The following is a 20,662-nucleotide window of genomic DNA, read 5'->3' as shown; positions in this document are numbered from 1 at the left end:
TCCCTTTTCATCATTGTTTTTGTTTTGTTTTTTTGTTTTGTTTTGTTTGGTTTTATACGATTGTCGCACTCTTAGCGTGTGCAATTTGCATTCCACGCGGGATGGCGGCTGTCCCTGTCCTTGCCAATTCCTTGATGCCATATGGCTTAATCAGTTCAATGAAGGCTTCGATTTTATCCGATTCCCCAGTGATTTGAACTGTCAGGCTATCTTTGCTGACATCAATAACTGACGCTCGGAAGGGTTCGATGACTGAATAGATCTCGGCTCGGGTTTGTGTGGTCACCAATATTTTAATGAGTGCAAGTTCCCTCGCCACGATCGATTGATTCGTAATATCATATACTTTCAAAACATCGATTTGCTTATTCAATTGCTTGGTGATCTGTTCAACGACGGCTTCGTCATCAACATCGACCACGAAGGTCATCCTAGAAATGCCATCCTGTTCGGAAGGTCCGACAGTCATGCTTTCAATGTTATAATTTCTTTTCGTGAACAGGTTCGTAATCCGATTCAGGACGCCTGGCCGGTTGTTCACGGTGAGGCTAAGAATTCCCTTCATTGATTAAACTCCTTCCATTTCATCAAGCCCTTTTCCTTGTGCTACCATCGGAAAGACATTTTCTTTTTGTTTTACACGGAAATCAATCAACACCGGACCATCAGTCTTTAACGCTACATCCAGGCAGTTGCTTGCTTCTTCCTCCGTCGTCACTTTGTATCCCGGAATCCCATAAGCATCGGCCAATTTCACGAAATCCGGATGCGATTGAAAAATACTGTGTGAGAAACGGTTATCATGAAAGAGTTCCTGCCACTGTCTTACCATCCCGAGTGCTCCGTTGTTGACGATGATGATTTTGATTGGCAGATTCATTTCGGCAATGACTGAAAGTTCCTGCAGGCACATCTGGAATCCACCATCCCCCGAAATGGAAAGCACCGTCGCTTTCGGATTCGCCAGTTGCGCTCCGAGAGCCGAAGGTAAGCCAAAGCCCATCGTCCCCAATCCACCGGAAGTGACCCATGAATTCGGTTTGTTAAACGGATAGTATTGTGCTGCCCACATTTGATGCTGTCCAACATCCGTCGTAACAATGGCCTCCCCATTCGTTTTTTCATGAAGCATCTGGATGACCCGCTGAGGTTTCAGTACACCTTCTTCATGTGTATAGCGCAATGGAAACTCTTCCTTCCATGCAGTCAGCTGTGCTGTCCATTCATCAATTTCCGGTTTCTTGCCATTTTGCGCAATCAACTCCGCCAGTGCTTCCTTGGCACTTCCGACGACAGGAATTTTTGTCGGCACATTTTTACCGATTTCCGCTGGATCAATATCGATATGGGCCACGGTTGCATGCTGTGCAAATTTCGCTAGATTCCCAGTCAATCGATCATCGAACCTGGCACCGATATTGATTAATAAATCACATTTCGATAACGCCATGTTTGCTGCATAGCAGCCATGCATACCACCCATTCCGGTAAAGTGAGGATGTTCCGCCGGAAAGCCCCCAAGACCCAATAAGGTGTGGACGACGGGAATGCCTTGCTGCTCGACATATTCCTTTAATAGATGGGAGGCCTTTGCATGCAGGACTCCTGCTCCTGCAAGAATGACCGGTCTCTTCGCTCCGCTTACTGCTTCAACAAGCTTTCTGATCTGTAAGTAATTCGGCTTGGTCGTCGGCTGATAGCCAGGAAGGTTCATTTCTGGCTCCTTATCCGGCGATACACCTTCTACGATGGCCATATCTTTAGGTATATCGATTAATACTGGACCAGGCCGGCCGCTGGAAGCGATATAAAAGGCTTCTTTTATAATGCGCGGAAGGTCTTCCGGCTTTCTTACCTGATAGTTATGTTTTGTGATCGGGGTAGTGATTCCCAGCACATCAGCTTCCTGGAAAGCATCCGAACCAATTACACTGGTAGCTACCTGACCCGAAATTACCACAAGCGGCAAAGAATCAATCATTGCATCGGCCAAACCGGTGACAATGTTCGTTGCCCCTGGACCGGATGTGACTATGACCACCCCCGGCTTGCCGGTAATCCTGGCGTACCCTTCCGCTGCATGAATCGCACCTTGTTCGTGCCTTGTCAAAATATGAAAAAGTTCTGAACTGTAAAGCTTGTCGTAAATCGGCAATACAGAACCTCCCGGATAACCAAAGATGACTTCAACATTTTCCTTTTTCAATGCATCCAGCAGAAATTCGGCACCACTATAATGTGTCTTTCCACTTTTCCGATCAGCAACAACTGACTTTTGTGTCATTTCGTCAAAAACCTCCTTCGCTTTTCATTAAATTCTTTCTTAACATTCAGAATTTTCAGCTTTTTAGGCATACAAAAAAGCCTTTTCACCCCAAATGTACTTGCACTCGGCAAGTTAAAGGGGTGAAAAGGCTTGATGAGCCACTCCACGGTACCACCCTTTTTCGCATGAAACTCCATGCGCACTTTGAATAGCTTACACTATTCTCTGTTTTGGTAACGGGTACTGGTACGCACCCGTTCAGCCCTACTAGTCTGACGTTCAAGCTGAAACTCCAAGGTGAGTTCATCTTTTGGGACAATACCGGCTCTCAGCTACCCGGCTCTCTGTGACTGCCTTTTTAAAAGACTACTTATCCTCTTCAATGCTTTTCGCATTATTCATATTTTTCGAAACGCTTATGTTTGATGTCTTGTATTTGTGATTATCTTACGTGTATTTCAGGTAGTAGTCAACAGGTTTTTTTAAATTTTTAGATAATTCCAAATTAAAAGAATTGTTGTATCCGCTTACATACCCATCATGACCACATTCTATAAAAAAAGTTTTTTCAATTTTTAATTTTTAAAAACGTCGTATATCCCATCAAAATCATTAAAGAACTAATAAACTTCTCCACTGAAATACCCTCGATCTACCCACATGATGCCAGTCACTAATAATGATTTCCCCAAATAACGGTTCATCGTTTTTCCCTTCCAGCTTCATTTTCACTGTTCGCTGACGCCACTCTTGATACAAGATTCGGCCTCCATCCCTTTTGAAGATCTCTCGTGGATAAACCGCCTGACATTCCAAGATGCGGAAAATCACGGAACAATTCAAAATCCCCTCCCCAAACAAATCCCAGGGATTTTGCTATGGCTGCTACCCTTGTCCACTTTTCGCGCTCTGTCCACAATGCCCGCTTGCCGTCATCACTAACAATGACAAAATCTACAGCAAGTCCATAGTTACGCAAGGATTGACCCTCTCTGGCATAAGTCACGATTGGCATTGATTTATTCCTTCTGCCTCGTTCATACAATTCTTTTTGTTCCGGGAAACTTCGATAACCAGCCGTTATTTGAACAAATATTCCCGCTTCATAAGCTAATTTAACCACTTCGAGTATCGTCTCATTCACGACCGGGTTCATACCGCTTCCCATATTTCCCTTTGCACGATTCAATAGGGTTTGTAACTTGATGGCCATCCTAGCACCTCCCCTATATTAAATGCGAACCATACTGTAGGCGGAAAGGCCTTTACTATTATTTTCTTGGAGAATTGAAGGGATTTTCTGAAAAAATGACCAAAGGGCTGAACACAAGGAATATTGATCATCCCCTGGTCCAGCCCTCTGGTTCATTTAGCCAATACATCCTCGTATTCTGCATATTTTTCAAATTGTATTTGAACGAACGAACATACCGGAACAATTTTCAGTCTTTCCTCCCTCGCATACCCTACTACCTTTTCAACAAGGGCATTTCCTACCTTTTGCCCGCGAAGCTTGTCAGAAACAACGGTATGATCGACCGTGATTTCATCATCCCCTGATTTAAAGAATGTGATTTCCGCTAGTTTCTCACCAGATTCTTCGACAAAAAAAGAACCTTCACCTTTTTTGATATCCACCATCTTGATGACCTCCTTTAAGTTCCTCTTTATCATATCTCACAAAATGGAAATTAAACAAATATTTAAAACATGATGGATATCGAATGAATTGAAACACTTCAAATAGTCTTAAAGCTAGCATGGACCATGTTAAGTTTACTTACAAAAATGGATGTTAAACCATTTTTCAAGGAAGGCAAAAGACAAAACTTGATCGATCTTTTCCTAGCAGCTGAATATAAACTTCCGGTAAAGACTAGTTCAATACTGAATGAAATGTTTTAAAAGTCCTCATTACTCTTTCGTAACCAAAATGCAATTCAGTTTTTTTCCAGCCTTCTTTTTTTTGATTGAATTTTATTAATGGAAGAAATCTTTCCGTATTGATGTAAGATTAAGTATATAATAGTAGAAACTAAAAAACTGTCCTATATGGTTAGGACAGTCTTAAACTTTTATGAAAATAAAATATAAAATGATCATCGATAACAATATGACCATGAAAACAGCGATTAGAATGATGTGTGCACTTGAGGGCTGGAACGTCCCTTCATTGATTTGCCGCTTCTTCTGAAGAAAACCGAACGTCGCCAGCACTGTAATCACAAGGCCCAACGCACATGCAAACATCCCCAGCACGATACTGATCATGTCAATCCGGGCATCCCGATGCACACCAATCGTAAAATGCAGGCTTGTCGCAAGAAAACCAACCCCCACTATCGCAATCACCGTTCTTATCCATGCTAAGAAGGTGCGTTCATTAGCCAGATGCTGCTGGGCATGTTTCAGTTGGTTTTTCTCCATGATATCACCTTAATCGATCGTTTTTGGTCAACCTTAAAATCAGTCATCTTTTCAGGAGCAAAAAGGCCCTGAACATAGACCCGACGAACATTAGGCCTGCACCGCCAAGCAATAAATAAATACATAGTGTTTTATCAATGACATTCAAAGGATAAAGCAAAGCCCCCAGCGCAATGATTGCTCCTATCCCCGTTATGGCCCATCCTATTTTTTTCATTCGCAACTCCTAAAATTAATTATTTAGTAAAGGTCCCTCATCACTAGCTTAAACCATTTAAAAACTAACAACAAGCAAGATCCCTGATTATCTTCCCACAAAAAGAGTCATAAATGACTCCCAGTTTGAACACTCCCAAATCCAGCCGTTCTTTTTATCCGTTTCCATGTATTCTTTATTTTTCTTTCTTGTCAATCAGACCTGAAGTTTCACGGTGCAAAGGGTAGTAATTCCGTGTATCAGGTCACCAACCCCCACCCTCCAAAGCGATAAGGGAACCACCGATAATCAGGAACCGTTACAGGATAATCACAAACAAACATTAACCAATACAGGTTATATGAAAATAGAATGCCTTAATGTTTTCTACCCTTTTTTCGACCGTGGATATCCATCTCCATTTCCCATCCCAGCACCTCCTAATCATAAACACAGAATATATTATTATCGCTACCATATTTCCTTCATTATGGATGATGAAGGAACTGCCTGAAAGGTAATCGAGAGCTGGGAATCACGGAGACTCTCTAAAGGCCACGTACAAGTCAATTGGATCTCATTCGATTGTATCCTCGTTCTTCATATGGCTGTATTTTTTCCATCCACTCTTCTTCAAGTTTTTTCAATTCCCGTTTCACATCAAAAAATCCTGTTTCTTTCGCCTTTAATACCTCCAGTACCTCAAAAGAAAAAGCATCTTTCCCATATTGGTTCCACTCACCTTGCAGCACTTTGTTCGTGTTTGTTCCCATTTCCAATTCAAATTGTTTCCCCTTCAATGTCTTTAAATTCCTGGTGCTTCCGATAAAGACTTTATTATTTACCGTATTTCTGATTTGGTAAACCCCTGCTTCAACCTTCGTTTCTTTATATAATTGCTTCAATTCTTTTTTGCGATCCATCTTTCTCGCCTCCAGTCATCATTTCTTCAGCCAATATTGGCTCCCATCAGGCTTTCTATCCAAGAATCCATATTCTATTAAATATCTCCTCAAAAGAACATGATCATGATAAACAGCACCCAATATTTGATTGATTTCTTTTTCTTCGTATTTCCGCCCATTTTCAAAACGGTTCATAATTTCTTGAAGAATGATCAGCCTTTGTTTTTCCTTTGGCGGGAAAGACTTCAATGCATCCTGACTGCCTTTAGGGAAGTACTTTTTCAGTACAGTCAACTTTTCATCCTCGGTAACGTTATAACGATCATCGACCATCCTAGCTTTTTGATGAAGCGGGATAAATGCCTGCGCATATTCATCTTTATCTTTCAAAAGTTCCATCAGGGCTAAAAACAACTTAGCCTGACGCTCTTTCTCTTTCAACACAAAGCGATGGTTCCGAATGGTGGAAGGACTGCCAATTCCCATTTCCCCCTGAACCTCAGCATCATTCTTCCCTTGGTAAAAAAGGCGAAGAAGGCGATTTTGATGATCCGTGAGACCTGTAAGTTTTTTATCGAGATCAATCAAATATTCAAAAACGGAACGATGTGCATGTTCAATATGCATTCGCATATACCTCTTCGCTTCATAAAGAATTCCATCTTTCGGGTATACTATCCCCTTTTCAATTGCACTTCCGCACAACAAACAAACATATTGATTCTTACCTTCGATATACCCTTGTTTAAGCTCATCCTGAGATGCGCCCCAAAACATTTCAGCATCCTTCACGAAACAAACACTTCCCTATAAAGTTTATAATATAATAAACATATTATTAATTTGTTTGTATATTGTCAATGTTTTTTTGATTTATTTATAATTTCTGCAAAGTATCCAAAAATGACCTCGATAGTCAGAAGGTCTTCCCATCAAACACTGTAAGGAGAATTCACCCTCCATTAAAAAATTCCCATGGCACTATGCCGATATAGAATATAGAATAATAAGCGTACTTTCCCATGTCGAAATAGAGCGTTCTCTGGATAATTATTATCACTCAATAATATGCTAAATAAGCGTGAATAAGCTTTAGAGGAGGCTATATTATTGAAAGGTGAAAACGACGCGATTGTCCCTTCAATCCATGACACCGATTTACACAAGGCATTACATCATTTATCTGAACAACACAAGGTATCACTGCCAGAATTACGCGATACGATCGAAATACTTATACAAAACCAATCAAGCGCGAAGATGCAACACATTAAGGAGGATGATAAAAGTTCACCCGTCGAAGAATTGAAGACGGCAATAATCAAAAACCGTGAAATCATTAAAAAAAATCGTCAAACATTAAATAGGACTTTATAAAATACAAAAAAAGCATCCCATCAAGGATGCCTTTTTCTTGGAGCATACTCTTATAAATCCTTCGTTAGAGCTCATTAAGTATTAGCTAGGTACAAACTTAAGTATTCCTTCCAGATAAACACCTTGTTCTTTTCGTGTACATTCCCTCAACTTGATTCTTCCTTCTTTTTCTAACTCCTTGGCTAATTGAACCACTTTTGTTCCATCATCGGATATTTCGACTGAGAAGAAATTGCCCCGAGTGGAAGTTTGAATGAACTTGAATAATCTATCTTTATTCATTTAAACATCTCCTTATTTATAACAAGTTCGACATAAAAAGGTCATCCACCTGCGATAAATATGAAATAAAAAACTTCTTATCGTCATACGAACATGAAAGGTTAAAAGGATGCAAATCAAAATTACCTCTACTAACTTAAACAGCTCAAAAAAGTAAAAAAGCCAAAACCTTCTAAGGTTTTGGCTTTTTTACTTTAGTGTCCCAGGAGAGATTCGAACTCCCGACCGACGCCTTAGAAGGGCGTTGCTCTATCCAGCTGAGCTACTGAGACGTTTATGATATAAGTTGCGGTAAAACTTATGTATTACCTTAACTGTTCCCTTAGGACACTTCTTATTATAGTAGGATATCAAAAGAAAGTCAACGGGTTTTTAAAAAAAGTTTTTTCTTTTTTTATGAACCAGGAAGCAGGGAAAAACGCTTCCTGTTCATTATACATGAAGTCAATCTATTTGATAAGCATTTCTTAGTTCCTCAACGATTTTTCCTTCAAGGTCATAATAGATGATTTCAAGTTGGTCATTTCCGATATCCAAAATGGCATAGGTTTTCTCTTTTCGTCCACGCGGCTGACGTATACTTCCCGGGTTGATGAAGAGCTTGCCATCTATCCATTCTGAACCTGCAGCGTGGGAGTGTCCAAAGCAAATGATATCCGCCCCTGCCTCTTCACTTTTATAAGATAGGTTCATCAGTGTCACATTTATGTTATAGAGGTGTCCATGTGAAAGGAAGAATCGTTTGCCTGCGATGCTCTCCACTATGTCATTCGGATATGCCGGATCATAGTCACAATTCCCACGTACCGCTAAGAACCCCGACATATGGGGATCATTACTTTCCAACTCCGAATCACCGCAATGGATCATGGCAGCAACCTCTTGTTTATGACGGTCGGTAATCATGCTGATTTCATGAGTTAAGCCATGACTGTCACTCATTATTAGCACTTTCATCGTCACATTCCTTCTTCCCTTTTTAGAAATAGATCAAGCTTTTCATCTAGAGCCCTTAATGCGTTGGCACGGTGGCTGATTTTGTTTTTTTCCTCTTTTGTCAATTCGGCATTTGTTTTGCCCTGTTCCTCAACAAAAAAGATGGGATCATAACCAAATCCATTTGTTCCTGAGGGCTGTTCTGTAATCAATCCTTCCATCGTTCCCGATACCGTAATCGTTTCCTGGTTGGGTGAAGCTAGTGCCAACGCGCAATAAAACCGCGCCGTTCTATCCTCTTTTGATACACCTTCAAGTTCCCGGAGGACTTTTTCCGTGTTTGCTTCATCACTCTTGGACTCTCCAGCATAGCGCGCAGAATATACGCCTGGACGCCCCTCCAATGCATCTACAATCAATCCGGAATCATCAGCTATGACAAAGTGGCCTACCTGATGGGCGATGGCCTCTGCCTTCAGGATCGCATTTTCTTCAAACGTTGTGCCTGTTTCCTCAACATCCGGAGCATCCGGTACATCGAGAAGTGTTTTGACTTCATATCCTTTGGCAGAGAATAAGCTTTCGAACTCCTTGGCTTTCCCTTTATTTTTCGTTGCAATGATTACTGTCTTCATTTTTCATTTCACCCTTTTTTATTTTATCGGCATGGTAGCACTTTTTGGGCTAAGAAAGAATTTTCTGTAACTCGTAATGCCCTTCTTCTCCAGTGCCAAACGGACGGATTCAGCGCTTCCTTTCTTGATCAACAACGGCCGCTGAATTTTCCAGATGAGTTAAGTCTAACACAACTCATGCATCCGAAATAACCCGAAACTTGTAATCTAACGCTTGTAATTTTCACTATGTTCAATATGAATATTAACTTCTATGTCATTTATTGAAGTCTTATCAAAGGAATTAATAAGTTCATTATCCCACTTATTGACATGGTATCTGTATGCCTTTTCACTTATATTAAAAAGGTCTGTATTGATTTCTCCCCCCGTCTCCAATGTTTTCAAAATATCTCCCTTAATTTTTTTTTCTATATTTTTTTCAATTTTTTCCACATCCGAGTTATTTAAATTTTGTTTCAATATTCCATTTGCTCTAACCTCTAAATCATACAAAGGTTTCTTTTGTTGTTCCAATACCCTGATGTTTGTTTTGGGATCCATGATTTCAACACTTACCTTTTGTTTGTTCAGGGAAAAAAACATGGCTGTCGCCTTGTTTTCAACCCATTTTAAACCGATCAAATCTTGTTTACTTACGAACCCTTTATACTTTTGTTTTGATAAAACATAGCCCCCATTCAACGTTGGTACCTTTTTTTCTTTCCCCCTCTCTGAGTATTGATGCTCATTTATGACCATAGAGGGAATTAAAATGGAACCAACCGGCTGATAAAATTTCGAAACGAGTTCACTGAATTTTAACGGGGAAATGAAATAGTTCTCATTAATAACGGTCTCTGGCCTTTGAATGATCGTGAATAAGTTAGGAAGATTAAAAAAACTATCACTGTCAAACACCTTTTTAATATCCTCATCTGTAACAAACAGCCATGAATTGTATCGCAATAACGGCTCTTTTCCTACATATTCAATGAAATCCTTCATTTTCTTATTGATTACATTCTTACTTAAAATGAAGGAGTTAATATGCCCGATATAAAGTGGTAATGCTGCATTTTGTTCTAATTCAGTAAATGCTTCTTCGATACTTTCCCCTTTACCTTTCCCAATGATAACAGGAGATTTTTGTTGTAATATAGCAGCCCCTTCTTGTTTTGCTATATCAGCAAAATTTAATGCTTGAAAGTATAAGATGAATTCACCTTCTTTATAATCGATCCCTAGAGCGGTTCCATATGTTTGAGCTTGAATTTCCTTCATTCCCCAGCATCCTGTCGTCAGTAAAAGTTGACAGCCAATAACCATGACTGCAATTAGTTTTCTCATTTGTCCTACTCCTTTTGCTGTTCATTATCACTGGACTGTATAGCTTGATTCCGTTTCCTTAACATCCCATAAGGAAGCTTAAATAAGACTTTTAACATATCCGATTTATTTGGTTTGGAAAGTGGATTCACAAAAGGCTGGCCGAAACTTTCCAAGGAAACCACAGCAATCAAGATAAGGAATATTCCCATAAAGAATCCAAACAAACCTAAAAACGCTGAACATGCAAATATGAATAACCTTATAATAACGATATTCCCAGCAATATTCTGGTTGATTAAGGTATAGCTCGAGAGAACGGTAACAGCTATTATTACGAGCATGGAGGGTGAAGTCAGCCCTGCCCGAATCGCTGCATCACCTATGATCAATCCACCCAATACAGAAACCGTGGCACCTACAGCTTTTGGCAGGCGAAGACCGGCTTCTTTAAATAGTTCAAACAATATGATCATCATGAATGCCTCCAAAGAAGCAGGTATGGGTAATCCCTGTCTAGTGATTGAAATCGTTGCAAGAAGAGAAAAGGGGATTTGATCCATTTGATATGAAACTAACGCTATAAAAAAACCTGGTAACGTAACCGTTACAAATAAGGCGACTACACGAATGATGCGCATGAAACTAGTGTAATAAAAGCTTGCATGTGCGTCATCAGCAGAATACAGTAACTGATTAACACTGGTTGGTCCGATTAAGCATGTGGGATTTCCGTCTACCAGGATGGCAAAGCGCCCTTGATTCAAGGATTCAACAACAAAGTCCGGTCGACCAATATAATCCATTAAGGGGAAGATGGAAAATTGATTATCATATAGGAATTCTTCAACTTGGTAACTGCTGACTATGATATCAACCTTTAATGAATCCAATCGTTTTTTAATATCCAAAAGAATCGAGGGATTAATGATGTCATCTATATAAAGTAGCAATATTTTAGTTTTACTTCTTTCCCCGATTGTGAATTCTATACATTTAAGTGATGCCGTTTTTAACCTTTGGCGAATTAAAGACATGTTATCGGATATATTTTCAACAAATCCATCTCTCGGTCCCCGAATGGAAGATTCTATATTGGATTCTTCCGGACTACGCTTAGGGCAATTAGCTAACGGGGTATAGTAAATTTCATTAGAGGATTCATTAATGATGATTAGGTCTCCTGAAAAAAGAATGCTTTCTACTCCCTCTTTTAAATCGGAGCCCTTTTTAAGCGTACTGATCTCCATAATATTGCTTAATTGATCAATTGATAATTCCTCATTTTCTTGAACCGCTTTTGATATTGTAGGCAGTATCACTTCATTGATAAATTGCATATCCACTAAGTTTGGTGCATATAAAAATCCCAATAAATAACGACCTTCATTATCAAAAGTTTTTGTTCTTAAAACAACATCAGAAGACTGTTCGAACCAGTTTTGGATTTGGTCCATGCAAGAAGGAGCTCCATTCAATTTTACCTTCTTCATAATGTTTCACCTTTTCCTTTTCCTTTTCCTTTTCCTTTTCCCTTTTTTATAATAAGAAATAACAGTATAATTGCAGCACTTAAAAGAAACAGACTACTGATTGGAAAGAAATATTTGTATATAAAATAAAAAAATGAAGTAGCATCCCAATGGATTAGCGTCCCAAAAACAATTAATAAATATAAGGAGAGCAATATCCACTTCTGGTGTTTTGAATTCGAGATTAATTTATGTCCTATAAATAAACATAAGCTTATTCGAATCAAGGCACCTGAAAGCCATTGGAAAATGGAAAGGAAATCGAGTCGAGTAATATAATAGCCATACCTTAGCAACTTCCATTGTTCATAAGCCGGATTCCTCATTTTTACCGCTTCCACAGAACCAAATTCTGCAATCGCTCCCATGAGGGGCCCTAACGTCAGCATGATTAAAATTACACCAACCAGTAAAAGCCACTTGGCTTTTACCTTATCTTTCAGGTAAGGAGTCAAAAATAAAAAAACGATAATTTCTAAATATCCTGCACTCGTATAAAAAATTCCATTTAGAGTATGGCGATAACCGCTTTCAAATATCGGGAACAATAATTCGTAATTCTTATTACTCGTATTCCCTAGCCCCACAAACATCCCGAAAAAGGAGACGAACGGAAGAAACAGGAGAGCCAAAGTACTTATGGTGCGTATTCCTTTATAAGTTGCAAAAATGCAAATAAAAGTGAATAGGCTTACGACTACGATGTTTGGTATGTCATGGGTATAATTAGCTTTTGCCCAAATCACTGTAAATTTGACGGTAATGAAGGCATTAATTATTAAATACAACCCAAATGCCATAGTGAAAATATATCTAACAAAAGGTGTAGACCATTTTTTAAGAAAAGTGATTATATCTTCTTTGTCTAGTTTTTTATAAATATAAAAAATAAATAGAGTCCAAAAGATACACGGAACAACACTAATTATGACACTTATCCATGCGTCGCGTTGAGATGCGCTTAAGATATTGGGAAGGAGCAGGACATGTACCATGAATCCTGTATTCATAATGATTAATACATAGATGTGTAAAGCCTGAATTACTTTTTGATCCATAATACTCCCCCATTAATTACATTAATATAACTAATTTCTCCTATTAAAAATTTATTTATGTGAAAAAATTCTAACGATATAAGAAATTGCTTGGGGGTTATTAGTTTTCAACTAATACAATAATTAAAAATTATCCAACAGCATGGTAATTCATTAGGTTTTTGATTCATGGTATGGTGGAAGCAAAAAAAAAGAGACAGCTGCGGGCTGCCTCATTGTGATTTTTCTAAATATATTTAAAAACTACCTGTGTTGACTTTCTCTGGACGGACCACTGGTTCTGATAATTTCTTACCTTCTTCATTAAGAACATCGGCGCTGCCCTGCACTTGGACTTCAACGCTTTCAATTCCTTTCTGTTCCGTTAAAGAAAGGACCAGGGCATCAAGGACTTCCTGTGATACCTTTTTCTCTTTAAAGCTTCCAAGGATATTTTCGTTAAAATTGAGGCTGACCTTACCTTTTGCCACTTTAGGCTCGTCAAGTAAAGCTACATCACTCATGAATCCTGTTTGCAGCTGAGAACCCGAGGGACTCTTCGTTAATTCCTGAATGACTGCCGTTACATTATCAGACACCGTTTCGCTAATCCTGCGCGTCACTGGAACATAATAGGTGTTCTCCTCGTCACCGCCGACATAATAAACGGTCAGTGCTTTGGTATTGGAAATGTCGACCACGTCACTCGTATCGATATTGATTCCTGACGACCTTGAGATATTCTCATCTATCGGTGTGCCATTGACCGGCATTTCGGAAATATCTTCCCCGTTAATTCTCATTTGGATTTTATCGACCGAGTCGAATTGTGTCAGGGTCCATGTAATGGCTTGAAGGATTTTAAGTTCATCCTCTTTCTGATAGTTTTTGAACTCCGGCGAAAAGTCCGCCACAGCCACTCCGTCTTTGATGTTCACGCTTATTTGGGTATCCGCAGGAATGACTGCCCTGAACCCATTTGGAAGTTTATCCGTGACTGGTCCATTATCGACAAGGTAATCAAGGGCCTGTTTAGCGACAGCTTCCGATTTAGGAAGTTCCATTGTTTGTGGAACCACATACCCGCTTTTATCAATTAAATATAACTCCGTCTTCACTGTTTTCGTTTCAACAGCACCTTCTTCTCCATCAGTCGCTGGCTTTTCTTCACCATTCGTTTCTGTTTCTTTTAATGAAGATTCATCCTCGACTAATGTTACATCCTTTGGTGGATCTATTTCCTTTTTCTCTTCACCGCCAAATAATCCGCAGCCTGAAAGCCAAAAAGAAGATGCCAGAATGGTCACAGCCATTGTTACTTTTGATTTATTGGACATAAAATCACTCCTAGGACAGTTTGTACTCCTATTTATACGAGCCCTAGGAGAAAATAGACCAATTATTTTTCCCTCTGATAAAGGAGCTGGGCAATTTACCCGTACTGCCGCCACTTTGTCTGCTTCATTGGGATTTCGGACTTCTTGATTGGAACAATCGAATCCCTTCCCCCAGTAAAATCGAAATGACGGATAGGATCATTTAAGCCTCCAGCATTTCCCTCATGACATCCTCCACTTTCTGCACCGCCGCCGACAAGCCAGATCCTTGAAACGTCTGTCAGTCTTCCAAAGAAATCACCAACATTCGTTCACACTCTACATATCATTCTTTCCCTTTCGCATTTCTTGATAGGGAGATTCCTTTGCCAAAGTATGAATCTGTCGATACGCCTTATTCCCCATAATCGCCGTATCCATTGTCCTCTTCTGCCTCCTCAACCCATCTATGCTATGCTTCCATCTTCCTTAGCCATACATACATCCATCCAGGCTTGTTGCTATATACATAACAATATGCTTTTCCACTTTCCCCCCCTGAAAAAAAAGACTTCCAAATGGAAGCCTTATAAGTGATCAATCTTAATTGTTTCGATGGCATCTACATGTATACCGAGCCAGCTCGACGCGATGGATCCAAACATATCTCTTGAACCAGTTGTATAAAAGCGATGAACTGGACGGAGCTTGCTTTTATTGATTAACTTATAGTAATCCAAAATGACACTCGCCTCACGTGCCGTCTCTTCCCCAGAGGAAATGACCTGTACTCCATCCCCCATATAGGAAGAGATCACAGGCCATAGCAGTGGATAATGGGTACAGCCAAGGATCAATGTATCGATCTTCGTTTTCTTCAACGGGCTCAAGGTTTGTGCCACTACCCTATTGACGATACCCCCTTGAAACTCACCGCTTTCTACGATAGGGACAAATTTCGGGCATGCTAAACTATCTACTTTCACATTGGAATTGATGGAGGCAAGTGCATCGTCATAAGCTTTACTTTTTACCGTGCCTTCCGTACCAATAACACCAATATGCAAGGAATCAGAAACTTTCAATGCCGCCCTTGCCCCTGGATGAATGACACCCAACACAGGAATCGGAAGTGTTGCCCTGATTTCATCCAGTACAGCTGCAGTCGCTGTATTGCAAGCGATGATCAGCATTTTTATTTCGCTCTTCATCAAAAACCTCGTCATTTGCCATGTGAAGGTTTGAACATCTTTTTTGGTCCTCGGCCCATAAGGACATCTTGCTGTATCACCTAAGTAAATTATATTTTCATTTGGAAGCTGACGCATGACTTCTTTAGCTACTGTCAAGCCGCCTACCCCTGAATCAATGATGCCTATCGGTTGTTTCAAAAAACTCGCCTCATTTTTCTTTCATTTCTTGATGTAGTTTCGCTAGAATCCCTTTGAGGGACATGATGTCAGATTCGTTAAAATTGACTAACACGCCACTCAAGTACTGCTGCCGTTTATTAATCACTTCTTCAATAATCCGTTCACCTTCTTCAAGAAGGTGAATTCGAACCACACGCCTGTCCTTTTCATCCCTGACACGCTGAACAAGCTGATGTTTCTCCATGCGGTCTATCAGATCCGTCGTTGTGCTGAAGGCGAGAAACATCTTCGTGGACAATTCGCCAATCGTCATGTCGCCCGATTCAAAAAGCCATTGCAAAGCCACGAATTGAGGAATGGTAATTTTATAATCATGGAGAATTTCTCTTCCCCTTTGCTTAAGCCATGTCGATACATAGCGCAATTCCCTCTCGATATCGACTACATATGCCGCCTGCTTCTCTTCATCCATACACACAGCTCCCCACTTCATGAAACTTATCATACTACCATTTTGGATGAAAGTGAAATGATTTTCAAGAATGATTATCCGGAATTATATTGAAACCACCTCCATAAAAATAAGCAGCATCCAAAGAAGTCAAAACAACCAAATTGTTTTGCCCTTCCTTATATGCTGCCAATGAACGGGAGAGAAATTATTTATAAGGCTTACGCATTAAGAGTTAACACATTAAAGCTTAAGTTCTCCCATACGAAGGAGTTCTATGACTGCCTGTGAACGTCCTTTAACTCCAAGCTTCTGCATCGCATTCGAGATATGGTTTCGAACTGTTTTTTCGCTAATAAACAATTCACCTGCGATTTCTTTTGTTGTTTTGTCTTGTACTAGTAACTCAAATACTTCTTTTTCTCTTTTGGTGAGTAGTGGCTTATGAGTGAATTCGTTCTCCTTCAAGTAATGTTACCCTCCTTGCCTTCACCAGCATAAAACCCGGAGTGGGTGTCTATTTAGTCAAGATATAGTATGTCGGCTGGGGCAATGGAGTGACTCTTTTACTTGTCTAAATGGAAATATTTTTAGGTGTGTTCCAGCTCAGTATCCCACATCGATCGCTTCATCTCTTCCGTCCAAGGTATCGGCTTTCCGGTGGCCTTGGAGACTTGCACAATCGTCCCCCTGCCCGTTAAACAAAGAGAACCATCTTGTTTGGTCCCCATATAATGTATGTCCACTGAAGAACTCCCGATATGCTCAGCTTTCACATGGATCGTCAATCGATCATTGAAAAACACCTGCTTCAGGTAATCACACTGTAAATTGGCCACAACCGGCATTTCACCGCATTCAGCCGAGGTCCAATCCTTCATAAACCCCATACTGTTGAAATACTCAATCCGAGCTTCCTCAAAATAAGTAAAAGGAATCGTGTTATTCAAGTGCCCAAACATATCAGTTTCTGAAAAGCGAACATTAATCTCATGTTTAAAAGAAAAATCATTGATCCACTCCGTTATATTATCGATATATGATATTCTGCCCAACTTGTGCACACCCTTTCTGAATTGAATGACTATTCACTCATTTTATAAGAAAACAACAATAATGAAAAGGGTTTTCTATTGGAAGGAGATTAATCTGCTTATTGCCCACTTTATTAATCGAATCTTCCAGCCTTTGCTGGGTGTCGCATGTCATATACACTTCGATCCTAGTTATCATCGATTTCCAACCAAGTCTGCGTATGTAAATTAATGAAAAAAAAGAACCCATATCATTAAGATACAGGTTCTTTCATGCTCCTTATTAAACTTCGTCACTGCCGAAGAAGTTACGGAATTGTTGAATCGTAGTATCACGGTTCAACGCTGCAATCGAAGTCGTTAATGGAATGCCTTTAGGACAAGACTGCACACAGTTTTGTGAGTTACCGCAGTTTGCAAGCCCTCCATCACCCATGATCGTATTTAAACGTTCACCTTTGTTCATTGCACCCGTTGGATGTGCATTGAATAAACGAACTTGTGATAATGGCTGTGGCCCCATGAAGTCTGAATTGCTGTTTACGTTCGGACAAGCTTCTAAACACACACCGCAAGTCATACATTTAGATAACTCGTAAGCCCATTGACGTTTCTTTTCTGGCATACGCGGTCCTGGTCCAAGATTGTACGTTCCATCGATTGGAATCCATGCTTTTACCTTTTTCAATGAGTCGAACATACGGCTGCGATCGACTTGTAGGTCACGAACAACAGGGAATGTACGCATTGGAGCTAGACGAACCGGCTGCTCCAATTGATCGATAAGAGCTGTACATGATTGTCTTGGTTTACCATTGATAACCATTGAACAAGCACCACATACCTCTTCAAGACAGTTCATATCCCAGGCGATTGCTGTAGTGTGCTTGCCTTGCACAGTTACTGGATTACGACGAATTTCCATTAGAGCGGAAATTACGTTCATATTCGGACGGTACGCTAATTCGAATTCCTCATCATAAGGAGCTGAATCCGGTGTATCTTGACGAGTGATTATAAAACGGACTGTTTTAGTCTCAGATTTAGTTTCAACCATTTTTTTGCTCCCCCTCTTTAGTGTTTCGTAGTGTAGTCACGTTTACGCGGTGCGATCAGTGATACATCAATATCTTCATAATGGAATTCAGGTGCTTGATCCAAGCCTTTGAATGTTGCCATAGTAGTTTTCATGAATTCCTCATCATTACGTTCTGGGAAATCAGGTTTGTAATGCGCTCCGCGGCTTTCGTCACGGTTTAACGCACCAATTGTGATTACACGAGCCAATTGCATCATGTTTTGCAGCTGTCTAGTGAATGCTGCTCCTTGGTTACTCCATTTTGCCGTGTCATTGATGTTAATTTTCTTGTAACGTTCCATCAACTCAAGAATCTTGTTGTCCGTTTCTTTCAGCTTGTCATTGTAACGAACTACAGTAACATGCTGTGTCATCCACTCACCAAGTTCTTTGTGAAGGACGTATGCATTTTCGTTACCATCAAGAGACATGACTTCATTCCATTTTTCCTGTTCTTGTTTCTCGTACCCTTCAAACAATGAAGATGGAATGGATTCTGAAGTTTTATCAAGGCCTTCAATATATTTAACGGCATTCGGTCCAGCTACTGAACCACCATAGATTGCAGAAAGAAGTGAGTTCGCACCAAGTCGGTTACCGCCATGTTGAGAGTAGTCACACTCACCTGCAGCGAATAAACCTTTGATGTTAGTCATTTGGTCATAATCCACCCAAAGTCCGCCCATAGAATAATGAACGGCAGGGAAAATTTTCATTGGAACTTTACGAGGATCTTCACCCATGAATTTCTCGTAGATTTCAATGATTCCGCCAAGTTTTATATCAAGTAATTTAGGATCTTTATGTGATAGATCCAGGTAAACCATGTTTTCTCCATTAATGCCAAGCTTCATGTTCATGCATACGTCGAAGATTTCACGAGTCGCGATATCACGAGGTACCAGATTACCATAAGCAGGGTATTTTTCTTCAAGGAAATACCAAGGTTTTCCGTCTTTATATGTCCAGATACGTCCACCTTCACCACGAGCGGATTCACTCATTAGACGAAGTTTGTCATCTCCAGGGATTGCTGTCGGGTGAATTTGAATGAACTCACCATTTGCATAATTTACACCTTGTTGATAAACGATGGAAGCTGCTGATCCTGTATTGATCATTGAGTTGGTCGATTTGCCGAAAATGATTCCAGGGCCGCCGCTCGCCATGATGACTGCGTCGCCAGGGAATGATTTGATTTCCATTGAAGTCAGGTTTTGAGCTACGATACCGCGTGCTGTTTGCTCATCATCGATAACAGCTCCAAGGAATTCCCAGCCTTCATATTTCGTTACAAGGCCTTCAACTTCATAACGGCGAACCTGCTCGTCCAATGCGTAAAGTAATTGCTGACCAGTTGTTGCACCAGCGAATGCTGTACGGCTATGTTGAGTACCACCGAAACGACGGAAATCAAGAAGACCTTCCGGAGTACGGTTGAACATAACACCCATACGATCAAACATGTGGATGATCGATGGCGCAGCTTCGCACATCGCTTTAACAGGCGGTTGGTTAGCCAAGAAATCCCCGCCATAAACTGTATCGTCGAAGTGGATGTATGGAGAATCCCCTTCACCTTTTGTATTTACTGCCCCATTGATTCCGCCTTGGGCACAAACTGAGTGAGAGCGTTTAACAGGCACTAAAGAAAATAAATCAACCTGTTGCCCCAGCTCTGCTGCTTTGATCGTAGCCATTAATCCAGCTAGACCTCCACCAACGATAACTATTTTACCTTTACCCAATTCTGTCACTCCCTTATTTCCATTAGCCAAGCTATGTTTTTCCTACTACTTATAAATGAATTCTATCTCCTTATACGAAAGCGAAAATTGCGCTAACTCCGATATAAGAAAGAAGAACGAAAACGATCAATGTAAAGTAAGTCATGATTCTTTGCGATCTTGGTGAAACTGTCAGACCCCAGCTCACTGCAAATGACCATAATCCATTAGCAAAGTGGAAAATTGCTGAGATAATACCAACAATATAGAACACAATCATGAATGGACTAGAGAAAATCTCTGCCATCATGTCAAAGTTAACTTCAGCACCCATAGCTGCTTGAATTCTAGTTGCCCATATATGCCAAACAAGGAAAATCAACGTTATGATTCCAGTTACACGTTGAAGCATGAACATCCAGTTACGGAAGAATCCAAATCTCCCTAAATTGTTTTTTGCTGTAAAGGCAATATAAATTCCGTACACAGCATGGAAAATGAGCGGTAGATAGATGACGACCCATTCAACCAAAATCTTTACGGGCGTAAACTCAATTAAATGAACTGCCCCATTAAAAGTCTCTTCTCCTTTTGTTGCCATAAAGTTTACCGATAAATGAAAAATTAGGAATAGACCAATTGGAATTACTCCTAGAAGTGAATGAAGCCTGCGATTCCCAAACTCACGATTCTTTGCCACTAAGTGCCCCCCCTTAATTTGTGAAAAATCATGCAAAGATAATCTGGTGGCTACCTTTTATCTCCGCGTGAAAATAAAGTAT

The 20,662-nt window shown here is 40.2% G+C and carries 23 protein-coding genes, 1 tRNA gene and 1 other annotated feature; of the genes, 1 reads left to right on the top strand and 23 read right to left on the bottom strand.

Annotated features, from left to right (window positions below; all coding sequences use genetic code 11):
- Nucleotides 1-52: 52 nt before the first annotated feature.
- From ilvN to IOC57_RS00870, 8 genes are all read right to left on the bottom strand, one after another.
- On the bottom strand, nucleotides 53-565 hold the full coding sequence (gene ilvN / locus IOC57_RS00905) for an acetolactate synthase small subunit (protein ID WP_207436952.1): 513 nt from the start codon (nucleotides 563-565) through the stop codon (nucleotides 53-55).
- 3 nt (nucleotides 566-568) lie between these two features.
- Entirely contained in the window at nucleotides 569-2,284 is a 1,716-nt protein-coding gene (gene ilvB / locus IOC57_RS00900) for an acetolactate synthase large subunit (RefSeq protein ID WP_207436951.1), read from the bottom strand.
- Between the two features lie 115 nt (nucleotides 2,285-2,399).
- Nucleotides 2,400-2,658 (bottom strand) — a binding site (T-box leader).
- A 308-nt stretch (nucleotides 2,659-2,966) separates the two neighbouring features.
- Nucleotides 2,967-3,479, bottom strand: a complete 513-nt coding sequence (locus IOC57_RS00895) for a M15 family metallopeptidase (RefSeq protein WP_207436950.1) — start codon at nucleotides 3,477-3,479, stop codon at nucleotides 2,967-2,969.
- Between the two features lie 152 nt (nucleotides 3,480-3,631).
- Entirely contained in the window at nucleotides 3,632-3,907 is a 276-nt protein-coding gene (locus IOC57_RS00890) for a GNAT family N-acetyltransferase (RefSeq protein WP_207436949.1), read from the bottom strand.
- Between the two features lie 426 nt (nucleotides 3,908-4,333).
- Complete coding sequence (locus tag IOC57_RS00885; protein ID WP_207436948.1) at nucleotides 4,334-4,693, bottom strand: YidH family protein; 360 nt, start codon at nucleotides 4,691-4,693, stop codon at nucleotides 4,334-4,336.
- 43 nt (nucleotides 4,694-4,736) lie between these two features.
- The gene (locus IOC57_RS00880) at nucleotides 4,737-4,910 is read right to left on the bottom strand and encodes a hypothetical protein (protein ID WP_185152103.1); all 174 of its coding nucleotides are present in this window, start codon (nucleotides 4,908-4,910) and stop codon (nucleotides 4,737-4,739) included.
- 545 nt (nucleotides 4,911-5,455) lie between these two features.
- The gene (locus tag IOC57_RS00875) at nucleotides 5,456-5,812 is read right to left on the bottom strand and encodes a GIY-YIG nuclease family protein (RefSeq protein ID WP_207436947.1); all 357 of its coding nucleotides are present in this window, start codon (nucleotides 5,810-5,812) and stop codon (nucleotides 5,456-5,458) included.
- 18 nt (nucleotides 5,813-5,830) lie between these two features.
- Nucleotides 5,831-6,586, bottom strand: coding sequence for a DUF2087 domain-containing protein (locus tag IOC57_RS00870; RefSeq protein WP_207436946.1), 756 nt, complete (start codon nucleotides 6,584-6,586; stop codon nucleotides 5,831-5,833).
- 318 nt (nucleotides 6,587-6,904) lie between these two features.
- On the opposite strand from IOC57_RS00870, the gene IOC57_RS00865 reads away from it, so the two are divergent.
- A complete protein-coding gene (locus IOC57_RS00865) occupies nucleotides 6,905-7,171 on the top strand; it encodes a hypothetical protein (RefSeq protein ID WP_207436945.1) in 267 nt (88 codons plus the stop codon).
- An 81-nt stretch (nucleotides 7,172-7,252) separates the two neighbouring features.
- On the opposite strand, the gene IOC57_RS00860 is transcribed toward IOC57_RS00865, so the two are convergent.
- The 15 genes from IOC57_RS00860 to IOC57_RS00790 form a co-directional block, all read right to left on the bottom strand.
- The gene (locus tag IOC57_RS00860; RefSeq protein WP_207436944.1) at nucleotides 7,253-7,453 is read right to left on the bottom strand and encodes a hypothetical protein; all 201 of its coding nucleotides are present in this window, start codon (nucleotides 7,451-7,453) and stop codon (nucleotides 7,253-7,255) included.
- A 198-nt stretch (nucleotides 7,454-7,651) separates the two neighbouring features.
- Nucleotides 7,652-7,725, bottom strand: a tRNA-Arg gene (locus IOC57_RS00855).
- A 172-nt stretch (nucleotides 7,726-7,897) separates the two neighbouring features.
- Entirely contained in the window at nucleotides 7,898-8,410 is a 513-nt protein-coding gene (locus IOC57_RS00850) for a metallophosphoesterase family protein (RefSeq protein ID WP_207436943.1), read from the bottom strand.
- A gap of 2 nt (nucleotides 8,411-8,412) precedes the next feature.
- Nucleotides 8,413-9,024 carry an XTP/dITP diphosphatase gene (locus IOC57_RS00845; protein WP_207436942.1) on the bottom strand — a complete coding sequence of 204 codons (612 nt, stop codon included), beginning with the start codon at nucleotides 9,022-9,024 and terminating at the stop codon, nucleotides 8,413-8,415.
- A 207-nt stretch (nucleotides 9,025-9,231) separates the two neighbouring features.
- Nucleotides 9,232-10,353 (bottom strand): Ger(x)C family spore germination protein, encoded by a 1,122-nt coding sequence (locus tag IOC57_RS00840; protein WP_207436941.1) that lies wholly within the window; start codon nucleotides 10,351-10,353, stop codon nucleotides 9,232-9,234.
- A 5-nt stretch (nucleotides 10,354-10,358) separates the two neighbouring features.
- Nucleotides 10,359-11,825 (bottom strand): spore germination protein, encoded by a 1,467-nt coding sequence (locus IOC57_RS00835; RefSeq protein ID WP_207436940.1) that lies wholly within the window; start codon nucleotides 11,823-11,825, stop codon nucleotides 10,359-10,361.
- On the bottom strand, nucleotides 11,822-12,922 hold the full coding sequence (locus IOC57_RS00830; RefSeq protein ID WP_207436939.1) for a GerAB/ArcD/ProY family transporter: 1,101 nt from the start codon (nucleotides 12,920-12,922) through the stop codon (nucleotides 11,822-11,824). The genes IOC57_RS00835 and IOC57_RS00830 overlap by 4 nt, the downstream gene beginning before the upstream one ends.
- 236 nt (nucleotides 12,923-13,158) lie before the next feature.
- Nucleotides 13,159-14,238 (bottom strand): GerMN domain-containing protein, encoded by a 1,080-nt coding sequence (locus tag IOC57_RS00825; RefSeq protein WP_207436938.1) that lies wholly within the window; start codon nucleotides 14,236-14,238, stop codon nucleotides 13,159-13,161.
- A gap of 566 nt (nucleotides 14,239-14,804) precedes the next feature.
- Nucleotides 14,805-15,608, bottom strand: coding sequence for a glutamate racemase (gene racE / locus IOC57_RS00820; RefSeq protein ID WP_207436937.1), 804 nt, complete (start codon nucleotides 15,606-15,608; stop codon nucleotides 14,805-14,807).
- 10 nt (nucleotides 15,609-15,618) lie between these two features.
- Nucleotides 15,619-16,062, bottom strand: a complete 444-nt coding sequence (locus IOC57_RS00815) for a MarR family winged helix-turn-helix transcriptional regulator (protein ID WP_207436936.1) — start codon at nucleotides 16,060-16,062, stop codon at nucleotides 15,619-15,621.
- A gap of 222 nt (nucleotides 16,063-16,284) precedes the next feature.
- The gene (locus IOC57_RS00810; RefSeq protein WP_028392149.1) at nucleotides 16,285-16,509 is read right to left on the bottom strand and encodes a helix-turn-helix domain-containing protein; all 225 of its coding nucleotides are present in this window, start codon (nucleotides 16,507-16,509) and stop codon (nucleotides 16,285-16,287) included.
- Between the two features lie 122 nt (nucleotides 16,510-16,631).
- Complete coding sequence (locus IOC57_RS00805) at nucleotides 16,632-17,096, bottom strand: acyl-CoA thioesterase (RefSeq protein WP_207436935.1); 465 nt, start codon at nucleotides 17,094-17,096, stop codon at nucleotides 16,632-16,634.
- A 262-nt stretch (nucleotides 17,097-17,358) separates the two neighbouring features.
- Nucleotides 17,359-18,132, bottom strand: a complete 774-nt coding sequence (gene sdhB / locus IOC57_RS00800; RefSeq protein WP_063232781.1) for a succinate dehydrogenase iron-sulfur subunit — start codon at nucleotides 18,130-18,132, stop codon at nucleotides 17,359-17,361.
- Nucleotides 18,133-18,149: 17 nt separating this feature from the next.
- Complete coding sequence (gene sdhA / locus IOC57_RS00795; RefSeq protein WP_063232880.1) at nucleotides 18,150-19,901, bottom strand: succinate dehydrogenase flavoprotein subunit; 1,752 nt, start codon at nucleotides 19,899-19,901, stop codon at nucleotides 18,150-18,152.
- A gap of 70 nt (nucleotides 19,902-19,971) precedes the next feature.
- Nucleotides 19,972-20,580 (bottom strand): succinate dehydrogenase cytochrome b558 subunit, encoded by a 609-nt coding sequence (locus IOC57_RS00790; RefSeq protein ID WP_207436934.1) that lies wholly within the window; start codon nucleotides 20,578-20,580, stop codon nucleotides 19,972-19,974.
- Nucleotides 20,581-20,662: the final 82 nt, after the last annotated feature.

Origin of the sequence: Bacillus sp. SD075 (assembly GCF_017355165.1) — a bacterium.
In the GTDB taxonomy this organism is placed as follows: Bacteria; Bacillota; Bacilli; order Bacillales; family DSM-1321; genus Peribacillus.
The sequence above is the reverse complement of the archived record's forward strand: the minus strand, read 5'-3'. Positions and strand labels throughout refer to the sequence as shown.